Genomic DNA, 12,055 nt, shown 5'->3' with positions numbered 1-12,055 from the left:
AGGCTTCCTTGTCAGCGAACCTGGTCGCTCTTCGGCCCGATGCCTTTGATCCTGGTCGGAGTTCCGTCCGGGGCGAACGAGTGGTGGAAGGTGAAGGCGTGCGGCGCGGAGCCGTGGTCGTGGAGGTGCTCCAGCCTGGAAACCCCGTCCTGCCAGGTGGGTATCACGTCGTCGGAGACCCACCAGAACACGTAACTCGGGTGTCCTGTCCTCTCGAACCAGTCGTAACGCCTGTTCAGCGCCTCACGGTGCAGACCGGTGTAGACGGCGTCGAAGGCGGGGCGCAGGTCGGTCCAGAGTGAGAGGGTCGCGGCCAGGGCGGTGGTCTCCACCGTACGGCCCTTGCCGTACCAGGTCGGTACGGCGAACTCTCCCCATGCACCCCAGTCCGCCCCGAAGAGCATGCCCCGGTCACCGTCCGCCGCTTCAGCACGCGCGAGGTACCCGGGGTGCTGACTGATCTTCCGATAGACGGCCTCACCGCTGTCGTAGAACTCGCGCGTGAGAGGTGCGGGATCGGCGAGAGGTGACTTCAGGACGCCGAATGTGTACAGCGCAAGATGGGGCATGCGTCTCTCCCTGGTCGGGGTGCCTGGTGTGGACCCGGTTCGGTGGCTTACGCCTGGAGGCGAGGATTCGTGGGGCGTGACCAACTCATCCCGTCGCGAGTGGCTCAGCCTGAAGGAACTCCTGTGCGACCGTGGGCGATCGCCGAGGACCAGGTGAAGGTAGCTGTCTCCGCGAGCCATGTCGAAGTTGCGTTTTCCCTGTCCACGTGGCCTCTTGCACCGGTCATGCGGGGGCTGGGGCGGTGACGGGCGGGGCACGCTGCGGGTACCAGTGATCCACTCGGCCGATCGGTCCGCCCGCCATGCCCGTCCGCAGCCCCTGTCCGACAGCCCCGAGTGCTGCCGAGCGCGTGCGGTTGAAGAAGATGGCCTACGGCCACAAGACCGAGCACCGGCTGCGGGTGCGTGCACAGGTGGTGCTGCACGCTGGGCATGGACGCTCCCACGCATGCATCGCCCGGGAGACGGGCCTGCATGTGGACACCGTCCGCCGCTGGCGTGGCCGGTTCGCCCAGGCGGGCCTGTCCCGGCTGAAAAACCGTCAACCCCGCGGCTGTTCCTCCTCGTTCACACCGCTGTTCATGTCGGCGAAGACGTGCGTCGCCGGCCGGCCCAGGACGCGCTCAAGCCTTGGCAGCACCGCTTCCTGGATCTTCACCACCGGCCCCGGCTTCCGGCTGAAGCCGCCTGGGTGCTGGACCACCTGCTGCCCCGGGCCGCGGTTTGCGTCGGCTGAGGCCTACGCGATCGACGCGCCCAAGCTCGGTCACATCGGCACGCTGCTGGTCGCGCTCGCCGGTAGCGCCCCCTATGCGGCCCGCGCGTCTGCTTCCCGTGACGGATGGGCGGGGCTTCTCGCTGTGTGAGGTTGACGTGCTCGCCGGCGGTGCGGGATGCGGTCCTCGATGACCCGGCGTCGGATCAGTACCGAGTCGGGCATGGGGCCGAGTGGCATCCGACCAAGCTGGACGATCATGGTCGGAGGTCTTTACCCGGCTGGGGAAATTTCGCGATCACGGGTACGCAGCAGATAGATGCATGCGAAAGCGTCGTGCGCCCCTTGAACGCCCGCCCTGCCGGAGAACCGGGAATCTCTGGCGGACGGGTTTCTTCACACCCCGTGCGATCCGCATGCACGCGCGGGTGCCGAACGCGCGGTCATCGATGGCGCGCGGGGAAGGTGCAGCCGTACGACGGCCTCGGCTGGCAGAGGACCGGAAACCTCAACCAGCGGTGCCGTGCTGCGCCTGTCGACAGCTCCCCTTCGACGGCCGTCGTCTCACACACATCTCACAGACCTGGTGTGAGACGGCTGCCGTGATGTCTCCGATCAGGACGTCATTGCCTTAGGGACACGCCCTCCCGGACACAGTTGCCGCCCGATAGAGTCGGCACATGGTCCGGCTTCCGGGTCGACCCGGTACCCGTTCGCCCCGCCGTGCCGGCGGTGTGCGCGCACCGGCGCACGACCGCGCTCCAGGGGCGTCCGAGCAGGGACCGGGGCGAGCGGCGCGCCGTTCTCTCGCCCGCCGCGAGCAGGAGGCGGCGGGCCGGTCCCGGTCGGGACTACGCGCGGCGCTGGGCGGGCGCAGCGTCGCCGGGCAGGTCTTCGTGCTGCAGGTCGTCATCGTGCTGCTGCTGGTCGTCGCGGCGGTGACGGCGCTGCTGCTGCAGGTGCGCCACGACACCACACAGGAGGCCCGCAACCGCTCCCTCGCCGTGGCCGAGGCGTTCGCCAACGCGCCGGGCACGGTGCAGGCGCTGGGCGGCCCCGACCCCACGGCCGTGCTGCAGCCGCGGGCCGAGGCCGCCCGCAAGGCCACGAAGGTCGACTTCATCGTCGTCATGAACACCGACGGAATCCGCTACACCCACCCGAAACCGGACCGTATCGGCAAGAAGTTCGTCGGGAACATCCAGCCGGCGCTGGCAGGGGGCACCCAGATCGAGGAGATCAACGGGACCATCGGGCGGCTGGTGCAGGCGGTGGTGCCCGTCAAGGCGCCCGACGGCAAGGTCGTGGGACTGGTGGCGGCCGGTGTCACGACGGAACACGTGGGCGGCGCGGCGAACCGGCAGATGCCGCTGGTCCTCGCCGCCGCGGCCGTGGGCCTCGCCCTGGCCACGGCGGGCACGGCGCTGGTCAGCAGGCGGCTGCTGCGCCAGACCCACGGCCTGGGGCCACGCGAGATGACGCGGATGTACGAGCACCACGACGCGGTGCTGCACTCGGTGCGGGAAGGGGTGCTGATCCTCGGCGAGGACGGTGACCTGCTGCTCGCCAACGACGAGGCGCACCGCCTGCTCGGCCTGCCCAAGGACGCCGAGCGGCGGCATGTGTCCGAGCTCGGCCTCCCCCCGGAGACCGCCGCCCTCCTGGCGTCCGGACGGGTCGCCACCGACGAGGTGCACCTGGTCGGGGACCGGCTGCTGGCCATCAACCAGCGGTCCACCGACGTGGACGGCGGCCCGCCCGGCAGTGTGGCCACGCTCCGCGACTCGACGGAGCTGCGCGCCCTGTCCGGCCGGGCCGAGGTGGCGCGGGAACGCCTCAGCCTGCTCTACGACGCCGGTCTGAGCATCGGCACGAGCCTGGATGTGACGCGTACCGCCGAGGAGCTGACCGAGCTGGCCGTCCCCCGGTTCGCGGACTTCGCCAGTGTGGACCTGTTCGACGCGGTGCTGGACGGCGAGGAACCCGAGGCGGGGAACGAGCTGCGCCGTGCGGCGTTCAGCGGTATCCGCAAGGACACTCCCCTGTATGCGGTGGGCGAGCGGATCCAGTGGGTGAAGTCCTCTCCGCAGGCCGAGGGGCTGCGCGGCGCACGGGCCGTCCTCGAGCCCCGTCTCGGCGAGGCTCCGGGCTGGCTGGCGCAGGACGCGGAACGGGCCGCTCAGGTGGTGGAGTACGGGATCCACTCGCTGATCACGGTGCCGGTGCGGGCGGGGTCCCTGATCCTGGGCCTGGTCAACTTCTGGCGCTGCGAGAAGCCCGAGCCCTTCGACGCGGAGGACCTGGCCCTCGCCGAGGAGCTGGTCGCGCGCGCCGCGGTCTCCATCGACAACGCTCGCCGCTTCACCCGCGAGCACAGCATGGCGGTGACGCTGCAGCGCAGTCTGCTGCCGCGGAGGCTGCCCGAGCAGGGCGCCCTGGACATCGCCTACCGGTACCTTCCGGCGCAGGCCGGAGTGGGCGGTGACTGGTTCGACGTACTGCCGCTGTCCGGTGCCCGGGTGGCGCTGGTGGTGGGCGACGTCGTGGGCCACGGGCTGCACGCCGCGGCCACGATGGGGCGGCTGCGCACCGCGGTGCACAACTTCTCCGCACTCGACCCGTCGCCCGACGAGCTCCTCGCGTTGCTCGACGAGCTGGTCGGCCGCATCGACCAGGACGAGGCGGCCGATCCGGGCAGCGCCCCCGTCACGGGCGCGACCTGTCTGTACGCGATCTACGACCCGGTCTCCCGGCGCTGCACCGTCGCCCGGGCCGGCCATCCGCCGCCGGCCGTGGTCCGGCCCGACGGCAGCGTGGAGTTCCCCGACGTTCCGGCCGGTCCCCCGCTCGGCCTCGGGGGGCTACCGTTCGAGACGGCCGACCTGGAGCTGGCGGAGGGCAGTCGGCTGGTGCTGTACACCGACGGACTGGTCGAGGACCGGGGCCGGGACATCGACGACGGTCTGGAGCTGCTGCGCACCGCGCTGGCCGGAGCCGGACCGTCCCCGGAGGACACCTGCCGGGCCGTCCTGGAGTCGGAGCTGCCGGACCGGCCGAGCGACGACATCGCCCTGATCGTCGCGCGCACCCGGGCCCTGGCCGCCGACCGGGTGGCCGAGTGGCCGGTGCCGACGGACCCGGCGGCGGTGGGCGAGGTGCGCGCGTCGGTGACCCGGCAGCTGGCGCGGTGGGGTCTGGAAGAGCTGACGTTCACCACGGAGCTCATCCTCAGCGAGCTGGTCACCAACGCGATCCGGTACGGCAGCGCGCCCGTGCGGGTCCGCATGCTGTACGACCGCAGCCTGATCTGCGAGGTCTTCGACGGCAGCACCACCTCACCCCATCTGCGGTACGCGGCCATGACCGACGAGGGCGGGCGCGGCCTGTTCCTCGTCGCCCAGCTCACCGAGCGCTGGGGCACCCGCTACACGCCCCGGGGCAAGGTCATCTGGGCCGAGCAGCCGCTGCCCTGAGGAGGCGGCCCGCCAGGGGACGGCCCGCCAGGGGACGACCCGCCAGGGGACGACCCGCCCAACTCCCGCTCTTTACCAGGAACTTGCCCGCCGCAAGGGTGACTGCGCGCGCCACCTCTGATAGGAAACCGATAGGAAACCTTCCTAACAGTGCACGGCCCAAGTTCCCACCCCCCACCTTCACTTGGAGTCCCTGTGGTGCATCCGAACCATGCCGCGGCAGCCCCCGCCGGCACCTCGCGTCGCGCCGTCCTCGCCTTCCTGGGCGCCTCGCTGGCGGCCGTCCCGCTCCTCGACGCCCCGCGCGCCGCGGCGGTCCCCGAGGCGGCGAGGGCCGTCGGGCTCGACGACCCCGCGAAGAAGGAGATCGCCATGGAGCTGGTCTCGAGCGCGGAGAACTCCTCCCTCGACTGGAAGGCCCAGTACAAGTACATCGAGGACATCGGCGACGGCCGCGGCTACACCGCCGGCATCATCGGATTCTGCTCCGGCACCGGCGACATGCTCGACCTCGTCCAGCTGTACACCGACCGCAAGCCCGGCAACGTCCTCGCCAAGTACCTGCCGGCACTGCGCCGGGTCAACGGCAGCGACTCCCACGACGGACTGGACCCGAACTTCCCCAAGGACTGGCGCAAGGCGGCGCAGGACACGGCGTTCCAGCAGGCGCAGAACGACGAACGAGACCGGGTGTACTTCAACCCGGCCGTCCAGCAGGGCAAGGCGGACGGGCTGGGCGTCCTGGGGCAGTTCACGTACTACGACGCCATCGTGATGCACGGCGACGGGGACGACCCGACGAGCTTCCGCAACATCCGCAAGCGGGCCCTGCGCACGGCGAAGCCGCCGGCGCAGGGCGGCGGCGAGGTCGCCTACCTCAACGCCTTCCTGGACGCACGGGTGTGGGCCATGAAGCAGGAGGCGGCCCACAGCGACACCAGCCGGGTCGACACCGAGCAGCGGGTGTTCCTGCGCAAGGGCAACCTGAACCTCGACCCGCCGCTGGACTGGAAGGTGTACGGCGACAGCTACCACATCGGCTGACGACCCGTCACCGTCACTCACCCAAGGAGCGAGACGCCGAACGGCCGGAACCCGACCCGGGACCGCGCCCCGTCGTGGGTCCACGTCACCTCGACACCGTCGTCGTCGACCGTGACGTCGGCGACCGCCTCCGCCAGGGGTGCCGGGTCGGGTTCCGCGGTGAGACTCGCCAGGCACACGTGCACGGTGGTGCCGCCTGCACGGCCGGTGAGCCGGGGGACCCGGGCCCAGCGGGCGTAGGCGGTGCCGCCGGGCGCGGGCACCGGCTCGGGGCCTTCGTCCCAGCCGTACAGCCCGTGCAGCGCCGACACGACGGGCTCCTCCGGGCCGGTGGCCCAGCCGGTGTGGGCGACCCGGGCGCCGTCCGGGGCGCCGATCACACGGTGGACGCGCAGATCGTACCGTCCGCGGACCACCGTGACACTCTCCACCCTCAGGCCGGGCACCATCGGCGGCCCGGCGGCGAACACGGGCCGGTGCCAGGAGGCGGCCCAGCCCCAGCCGGCGCCGTGGCCCGCCCCCAGGGGGTGGACGCGCCGCCGTACGGTTCCCCGCCCCTCGACCTCGACGGACAGGTGGTTGTCCGGGATGTTCCCGAGGGCGGTGGGGCCGGTACGGGTGGAGTACGCCTGGCGCCCGTAGTGCGGATCGTCCTCGGCGGCGAACTCGCCCTCGTGCGGCCGCACATGGTCGCTGCCGTGGTTGTGCAGCCGTACGATCCCGTCGGCCCGGGTGGCCTGGACCAGCAGCCCCGGCGCCGGCAGGGCGAGCACCCGGTCGGCCTCCTCGGCCGGCGCGGGCTCCTCCCGCGCCGTCCACAGGGGGTGACCGGCGGGTGCCAGCAGGGACACGAACGCCTTGGACGCCCAGTACGGGGACGCCGGACCCGAGTAGGTCTGCAGGGTCGCCTCGTGCGGGCCGTGCCAGCCGAGGCTCAGCAGCCCGTCCTCGTTCAGTGCGCCGTGGTCCAGGAAGTAGCGCAGGCTGCCGCTCGCCAGGCGCCGGGAGGTGCCCGGGGTCAGCGGGGTGTGGCCGGTGAGGGCGCCCAGGCCGACGGCGGCCGACGCGGCGAACCGGTACGCGAGCGACCGGCCGAAGTGCAGCGGCGCACCGTCCGCGCCGAACATCAGCGAGAAGCCGTCCAGGTGCTCCCGCAGCCGCGCCCCGTAGCGCGCGGACGACTCCTCGTCCCCGGCGAGGTGGGCGTCGAGCACCGGGTACAGGTGCAGGGCCCAGCCGTTGTAGTGGTCGAAGGCGCGGCCGTCCCCGTCCGCGTACCAGCCGTCGCCCCGGTACCACCCCTCCAGCAGGTCAAGCGCCCGCTGCCGTGCCGCGGCCGTCTCCGCGTCGCCGCGGCCGACCGACTCCAGGAACCCGGCGACGGTGTACGGGAAGAGGTACCAGTTGTTGGGCGCGGGCGTGTGGCGCAGCGCCCCGCGCAGCCATTCCTCCGCCCGGTCCTGGACGTCCGCGTCGAGGTTCTTCCACAGCCAGGGCACGGTCAGCCGCAGCCCGAGCGCGACCGACGCGGACTCCACCATCGGCTGGCCCTGCACGTCGTGGTCGAGGATCAGCGGCCAGGACTCGGTGTCGTCGCGGCCGGGGGTGCGGGTGCCGGCGGCGAGGCCGCGCGCGTACCGCTCCAGCCAGCCGTGCGGGTCGTCGCCGGCGGCGCCCGCCACCCGGAAGGCGGCGGCGAGGAACGTGCGGGCGTAGCCCTCCAGTCCGTCGGAGCGCACTCCCGAGCGTGAGGGACGCCCGGGCAGGTGCAGCAGGGCGCAGCCCGGAGTGCTCCAGCGCCACGCGGACGCCAGCAGCCCGTCGGCGACGGCTTCCCAGTGGGCCCGCGTGTATCCGGTGTACGGGCTCGACTCGTGGTTCTCAGGGGGGAGTTCGAAGGGGGTGCCGGGGGTGCTCATGCCTGGAAGGCCAGCCTTTCGCGTCGTACGGGATGCAGGAAGCCGGCGCCGGAGGCCCAACGCGCGGTCTCGGCGAGGGCCAGGTCGGCGAGACGGCGCCACTCGTTGCCCTGGGAGCCGGCCAGGTGGGGGGTGAGGAGAACGTTGTCGCAGTCCCACAACGGGTGCCCGGGCGGCAGGACTTCGGGGTCGGTGACGTCGACGACGGCCCGGATGCGGCCTGCCACGGCGGCATCCGTGAGCGCGTCCTGGTCGACGACCGCGCCACGGGCGGTGTTGATCAGGACGGCGCCGGGGCGCATGGCCTCGATCAGTTCACGGCTGACCAGTCCCCGGGTGGTGGGCAGCAGCGGGGTGTGCACGCTGACGGTGTCGCTGCGGGCGAACAACTCGTCCAACTCGACGCGTTCCACGCCGAGTTCGGCGGCGTCGGCGTCGGTGACGTACGGGTCGTGCAGGAGGAGGTTCAAGTCGTGGGGGTGGAGCAGTTCGATGACGCGGCGGCCGGTGAGCGATGCGGACAGGATGCCGATGGTGCGGCGGTGGTTGCCGATGGTGCGGGGGGTGCGCAGCCAGTCGTCGCGGGTGCGGGTCGCGCGGTAGGCGCGGGCGCGTTCCAGGACGTGCTTGCCGGTGAGGAGGATCATCGCGAGGGTGTACTCGGCGACGGGGACTGCGTTGGCGGAGGCCGCGGAGGACACCTCGATGCCGCGCTCCCAGCAGGCGTCGGTGATGTGCCTGCGGACGCTGCCCGCGGTGTGCACGACCGCGCGCAGCCGGGGCGCCGCCCCGAGCGTGTCCTCGTCGAGCGGGGGGCAGCCCCAGCCGGTGACCAGCAGGTCGACGTCGGCGAGGACGGCCCGGGCCCGGGGTGTGGTGAAGTCGTCCAGGACGGGCGGCGGGGCGAGATCGCAGAGCGCGGCGAGCGCGTCCAGCGACTCGGGGTCGAGGACGGCCGCGGCGGCCTCGGGGGACATGGCGAGGGCGGCACGGGGGCGGAAGCCGGGGCCCGGCGTCGAGACGGTCATGTCGGTCGGAGAACTCCTGGTGGGAGGGGCTGTTCGGGGAACTCCTGCGAGAAGGGCTACTTGACGGCGCCGGCGGTCAGTCCGCTGCGCCAGAAGCGCTGCAGCAGGGCGAAGGCGAGGATCAGCGGGAGGACGGCGAGCAGCGAGCCCATGATCACCACGGGGTAGTACTCGGGTGACACGGAGGCCGAGCTGTTCCAGGTGTACAGGCCCAGGCTGACCGGATACAGGTCTTGGTCGGACAGCATCACCATGGGCAGGAAGAAGTTGTTCCAGACGGCGGTGAGCTGGAAGAGGAACACGGTCACCAGGCCGGGGCCGAGCATGCGCAGCGCCACCCTGACGTACGTGGTCAGCTCACCGGCGCCGTCCATGCGCGCGGCCTCCAGGACCTCGTCGGGCACGTGGCCCTGGCTGAAGATGCGGCCCAGGTAGACGCCGAACGGGTTGAACAGGACCGGGATGAACACGGCCCAGAAGGTGTTGACCAGGCCGGTGCCGGAGGCCATCAGGTACAGCGGCAGCGCGAGGACGGTCTGCGGGACCATCACCGCCGCGAGGACCAGGCCGAACAGCTTCTCCTTGTGCCGGAAGCGGTACTTGTCGAAGGCGTATCCGCACGCCACGCTGATCAGGGCCCCGAGTGCGGCGCCGACGACCGCGTAGAGCAGGCTGTTGAGGTACCAGCGGCCGTACTGGCCGTCGTCCATGGCGAACAGGTCGTGCAGGTTCGTCAGGAAGGAGAAGTCCTTCAGGGACAGCAGATTGCTGCCGAACAGCGCGTCCCTGGTCTTGCCCGCGGCGAGGACCAGCCACAGCACCGGCAGCAGGGTGTACAGCACGGACAGCGCGACGACGGTGTTGACGGTGGCCCGGCCGAGCAGCCGGTGGCGTGGGAGGGTGCTGCCGGCGGCGCTCATCGGGCCTCCTCGGCGGTCGTGGAGCGGCTGGTGAAGCGGGTGACGCCGTAGGACAGGGCGATGGTGCACAGCAGCAGGACGACCGAGGCGGCCGCCGCCAGGCTGTAGTTGTTGCGGGTGAAGGCCGCGTCGTAGATGTACATGCTCGGCGAGAAGCGAGAGTTGATCATCGGTGAGGACTGGCTGAGCAGCATCGGCTCGGTGAACAGCTGCAGTCCCCAGATGAGGGTGAACATGGCGACCATCACGATGGAGGCGCGCACCAGCGGCGTCTTGACCTGCAGAGCCGTGCGCACCGGTCCCGCGCCGTCGACGACGGACGCCTCGATCACCTCGCGGGGCACGGCCTGCAGGGCGGCGTAGAAGACGACCATGTTGTAGCCGAGGTTGCTCCACAGGGCGATGTTCACCATGGAGGGCAGCACGGTGTGCAGGCCGAGGAAGTCGATGGTGATGTCGGCCTTGGCGAACAGGGCGATGACGGGGCTGATGCCCGGCGTGTAGAGGTAGAGCCAGATCAGCGCCGCGATGATGCCGGGAACGGCGTGCGGCAGGAAGAGCCCGAGCTGGGCCCAGGCGCGCAGGCGTACCACGCCTGAGTCCAGCAGGAGGGCGAGCGCGAGCGCGCCGACGACCATGACGGGGATGTAGACCAGGCAGTACAGGGCGACCGTGCCGAGCCCGGACAGGAAGGTGGGGTCGGTGAGGACGGCCGCGTAGCTGCGCAGCCCGACGAAGACCGTGCGGCCGGGGCCGAAGCCGAGACCGGGGTGGTCGTCGCTGTGGAAGCTGAGGTAGACGGCGGTGCCGACGGGGATCAGGAAGACGGTGACGAGCAGGGCGAAGAAGGGCGCCATCAGGGCGGCGCAGGCGGCGAGTCGACGACGCCTGGCGGCCCTGCGGGTGCGGCCGGCGGCGGCCGGGGCGGCGGTGCGGAGCGTGGTGGCCGGGGCGTGCGGGGTGGTCGCGGTCATGGGGCATCACCTGCCTTTCGGGCGGCTCAGGTGCTGTGCTGGGTGGTGGACAGGCCCAGGGCCTTCAGGTCGGGCATGGTGCCGTCCTGAGCCGCGCGCACGGCGTCGATGAGGGTGCCCTGGCCGGCGCCGACGCGGGCGAAGGAGTCCTGCATCACTCTCCCGGTGGCGGTCATGCGGGGTCCCCAGACCCAGCCGTCGCGGATCTTGTGGGCCTCCTGCTCGAACAGGCGGTAGATGTCCTGGCCGCCGTAGTACGACCGGTCGAAGGCGGCGCGTCCCACGGCGACGAGGGCGGAGGCCGCCGGGTACTGGCTGCTGGTGCCGCTGGAGAGGCGGGCGCGCAGCGCGTCCGGGTGGGACACCTGCCACTCGATGAACTCCATGGCCGCCTCAGGGTGCTTGCTGTCCTTGGTGACGGCGAAGGTGGAGCCGCCGTGCGTGCCGACGTAGGGCCGGCCCGTGTCCCACTGGGGCAGCGGGGCGATCCGCCACTGGCCCTTCTGCCCGGGCCGCGCCTTCATCTGGGCACCTGCGTCCCAGGCGCCGCTCAGCCGGGTGAGGACCAGCCCGTTGCCGATCTGCGCGTCGGACTGCCGGCTTTCGACGGCGTTCATGAACACCACGTCGTCGTCGATCAACCGCTGCCAGTACGCCGCGGTGCGCCGGGTGGGGCCGTCGGCGAGGGAGACGTTCCACGCGCCGTGGGAGGTGTCGAACCAGTGGGCGCCCGCCTGCCAGGAGTACGCGGCGAACTGCGTGGCCCCGTCGGTGGGGAACAGCACCAGCCGCCGCTCCGGGGCTTTGCGCCTGACGGTGCGGGCCAGGGCCGCGAACTCGTCCCAGGTACGCGGTACTCGGAGTCCGTACCGCTCGAACAGGTCCGCCCGGTAGTGCATGACCATCGGCTCGACGTCGAGCGGGACGCTGAACACCCGACCTTGAAAGGTGGTCAGGCCGAGGGCCTGCGGCAGCAGTTTGGCGCGCAGGGTGTCGCTGACGAGCGCGGTGATGTCACGGGCGACGCCGTCGATGGCGAAGCCGGGGACCTGCGGGTACTCGATGGTGGCGACGTCGGGCGCGTTGCCGGCCCGGGCGGCGTTGCTGAGTTTGGCGTAGCCGCCCTGCCCTCCGGAGGGGATCTGCTGGAAGTCGACCTGGATGCGGTCATGCGTGCGATTGAACGCGTCCACCACCTCCTTGCTGCCGCGCAGGGCGGACCAGAAGGTGATGCGCGTGGTCCTGCCGGTGCCGCGCGACGGGGAACCCGCCGAGCCGCTGCAGGCGCTCACGGCCCCTGTCAGCGGTAGCGCGGCCATCGCGGCGAGCACGGATCGACGGCTCTGTCGACCAGGCATGGTGCCTCCCGCGGCTGCTGGTGTCCGTACGGACACGACCTGTTCGAGACACGGG

General features: G+C 71.6%; 9 protein-coding genes. 3 read left to right on the top strand and 6 right to left on the bottom strand.

What is annotated here, in order from left to right; all coding sequences use genetic code 11:
• Positions 1-11: 11 nt before the first annotated feature.
• On the bottom strand, positions 12-569 hold the full coding sequence (locus SY2F82_RS33600) for a DUF3291 domain-containing protein (RefSeq protein WP_200422851.1): 558 nt from the start codon (positions 567-569) through the stop codon (positions 12-14).
• Positions 570-934: 365 nt separating this feature from the next.
• Here SY2F82_RS33600 and SY2F82_RS33595 point away from each other — a divergent pair, with 365 nt between their 5' ends.
• The 3 genes from SY2F82_RS33595 (at position 935) to SY2F82_RS33585 (ending at position 5,801) form a co-directional block, all read left to right on the top strand.
• Positions 935-1,435, top strand: coding sequence for a helix-turn-helix domain-containing protein (locus tag SY2F82_RS33595; protein WP_236041940.1), 501 nt, complete (start codon positions 935-937; stop codon positions 1,433-1,435).
• 529 nt (positions 1,436-1,964) lie between these two features.
• Complete coding sequence (locus SY2F82_RS33590; protein WP_200422849.1) at positions 1,965-4,757, top strand: SpoIIE family protein phosphatase/ATP-binding protein; 2,793 nt, start codon at positions 1,965-1,967, stop codon at positions 4,755-4,757.
• Between the two features lie 195 nt (positions 4,758-4,952).
• The gene (locus tag SY2F82_RS33585) at positions 4,953-5,801 is read left to right on the top strand and encodes a chitosanase (protein ID WP_200422848.1); all 849 of its coding nucleotides are present in this window, start codon (positions 4,953-4,955) and stop codon (positions 5,799-5,801) included.
• Positions 5,802-5,818: 17 nt separating this feature from the next.
• Here SY2F82_RS33585 and SY2F82_RS33580 read toward each other — a convergent pair whose 3' ends face one another.
• Genes SY2F82_RS33580 through SY2F82_RS33560 form a run of 5 tightly spaced genes read right to left on the bottom strand, consistent with a single transcriptional unit; the run spans position 5,819 to position 12,000 of the window.
• Positions 5,819-7,720 (bottom strand): DUF2264 domain-containing protein, encoded by a 1,902-nt coding sequence (locus SY2F82_RS33580; protein WP_200422847.1) that lies wholly within the window; start codon positions 7,718-7,720, stop codon positions 5,819-5,821.
• The gene (locus SY2F82_RS33575; RefSeq protein ID WP_200422846.1) at positions 7,717-8,748 is read right to left on the bottom strand and encodes a hydroxyacid dehydrogenase; all 1,032 of its coding nucleotides are present in this window, start codon (positions 8,746-8,748) and stop codon (positions 7,717-7,719) included. The genes SY2F82_RS33580 and SY2F82_RS33575 overlap by 4 nt, the downstream gene beginning before the upstream one ends.
• A gap of 56 nt (positions 8,749-8,804) precedes the next feature.
• Positions 8,805-9,668 (bottom strand): carbohydrate ABC transporter permease, encoded by an 864-nt coding sequence (locus tag SY2F82_RS33570; protein ID WP_200422845.1) that lies wholly within the window; start codon positions 9,666-9,668, stop codon positions 8,805-8,807.
• The gene (locus tag SY2F82_RS33565; protein ID WP_200422844.1) at positions 9,665-10,642 is read right to left on the bottom strand and encodes a carbohydrate ABC transporter permease; all 978 of its coding nucleotides are present in this window, start codon (positions 10,640-10,642) and stop codon (positions 9,665-9,667) included. Before SY2F82_RS33565 ends, SY2F82_RS33570 begins: the two co-directional genes overlap by 4 nt.
• 26 nt (positions 10,643-10,668) lie before the next feature.
• A complete protein-coding gene (locus SY2F82_RS33560; protein ID WP_200422843.1) occupies positions 10,669-12,000 on the bottom strand; it encodes an ABC transporter substrate-binding protein in 1,332 nt (443 codons plus the stop codon).
• Positions 12,001-12,055 lie beyond the last annotated feature (55 nt).

It is taken from the genome of Streptomyces sp. Y2F8-2, assembly GCF_014905555.1.
In the GTDB taxonomy this organism is placed as follows: domain Bacteria; phylum Actinomycetota; class Actinomycetes; order Streptomycetales; family Streptomycetaceae; genus Streptomyces; species Streptomyces cynarae.
The sequence above is the reverse complement of the archived record's forward strand: the minus strand, read 5'-3'. Positions and strand labels throughout refer to the sequence as shown.